Source organism: Bradyrhizobium nitroreducens (assembly GCF_002776695.1).
GTDB classification, from domain to species: Bacteria; Pseudomonadota; Alphaproteobacteria; order Rhizobiales; family Xanthobacteraceae; genus Bradyrhizobium; species Bradyrhizobium nitroreducens.
This window is the reverse complement of the sequence record NZ_LFJC01000014.1, coordinates 1-1,498: the sequence shown is the minus strand read 5'-3', so window position 1 is coordinate 1,498 and position 1,498 is coordinate 1. Positions and strand designations below refer to the sequence as shown.

Here is a 1,498-nt window from a genome sequence, read left to right as displayed (position 1 = left end):
AGTACCTCGACACAGAGGTTTTGACTCTTTGTTTTTGCACCGCTTCGGCGGGTATTTTGGGGTAGGCGCGGCCCAATTTGGCGCGCGCCTTCTGGGTTGTGAACATCCAGTTGATCTGGGCGCGCTCGGCGTTGCGACGTTTTTCCCAAGCGACGGTCTCTCTGACAAGACGGGCATAGCTGTCGATGCGGCGGTCGAGACACTGTCGGACGAGGACTCCGATCTCGATCTCGACCATGTTGAGCCAGCTGGCATGTTTCGGAGTGTGATGGAACTCCAGGCGTCGTAGCAGCCGACGAGCCTGATCGGCCGGGAACGCCTGATAGAGTGCGCCGGCCGTATGAGTGGACAGATTATCGAGCACGACGCGAATGCGATTGGCTTTGGGATAATGCACGTCGACCAGTTCGCGCATGCACTCGGCGAAGTCGGTGGCGGCCCTGTGCGCGGTGGCCTTTACCTTGCGCCACGGTCGGTTCACGTCGATGACCACGAACAGATTGGCGGTGCCGTTGCGCCGATACTCGTAATCGTAGCGCTCGATCCGTCCAGGCTTTGCCGGGATCGGTGGCCGGACCTCGCCGATAAGCTGGACCGGGCTCTCGTCGAAGCAGACCACCGGTTGCCGCGGATCGGGCGGCGCGGCGTATAGATCGAGCACGTCCTCCATGCGCGCGACATATTCCGCGTCGACTTTTGGAATGCACCACATGCTCCTGCGCCATGGCTTGAGATCGTTCTCGGCCAAGCGCCGCCGCACCGTCTCACGCGACAGGCTCTCGTGAGACGTCAATCTGATCATCTCATCAGCCAGAAGCTCAAGCGTCCAACGCGCGCGACCGGCCGGAGGGCTCGAACAGGCGGTGGCCACAAGCAGGGCCTCCTCCTTGTCGGTGAGCTTGCGTTCCGCCCCGGCACGCGGCTCCTCACTCAGGGCGGCAGCCAGATTGCCTTCGACGAAACGCCGCCGGGTCCGGTAGACCGTCGAATGGCCGACGCCTACGCTGGTGGCAATGTCGTCGTCGCTGAGTCCGGCATCCGCCGCGAGCAGGATCTGCGCCCGCTTGAGCTTGCGCACCGCCTGGCTACCTCCACTCAGCAGAAGCTCGAGCTCCGTGCGCTCCGCGCAGCTTAGATCGACATGATAACGTATGTTCATCACAGCCTCCGTTCTGGAGGCCCAGCTGAATCGACCGATGAATCAAATGTCTGGCAAGACCCCGCCCGGCTTCACCCCTAAGCAGGGCCAGTATCTGGCGTTCATCGACGCCTACACCCGCGTCAACCGGCGCCCGCCGGCCGAGCGCGACATCCAGCGCTATTTCGGCGTCACGCCGCCGACCGTGCACCAGATGATCCTCACGCTCGAGCGCGCCGGGTTCATCCGCAGAACACCCGGTGGCCCACGCAGCATCGAAGTCCTCGTCGCCCCCGAGCAGCTACCGATCTTGCAGGACCCAGATCAACCAGTCAAAACCTCTGCGTCGAGGTACTAGTC

At 62.8% G+C, this 1,498-nt stretch carries 2 protein-coding genes; one reads left to right on the top strand and one right to left on the bottom strand.

The window, feature by feature from the left end:
- A partial coding sequence (locus tag TSA1_RS38695) for an IS630 family transposase (RefSeq protein WP_100177385.1) occupies window positions 1–1,159 on the bottom strand: 1,159 nt, incomplete at its 3' end.
- On the opposite strand from TSA1_RS38695, the gene TSA1_RS38690 reads away from it, so the two are divergent.
- A complete protein-coding gene (locus TSA1_RS38690; protein ID WP_245448626.1) occupies window positions 1,152–1,496 on the top strand; it encodes a LexA family protein in 345 nt (114 codons plus the stop codon). The genes TSA1_RS38695 and TSA1_RS38690 overlap by 8 nt on opposite strands.
- Window positions 1,497–1,498 lie beyond the last annotated feature (2 nt).

Excerpts from the sequence above, each read along its gene's own strand:
- TSA1_RS38690 (WP_245448626.1), top strand. The coding sequence starts at position 1,152 with ATGTTCATCACAGCCTCCGTTCTGGAGGCCCAGCTGAATCGACCGATG.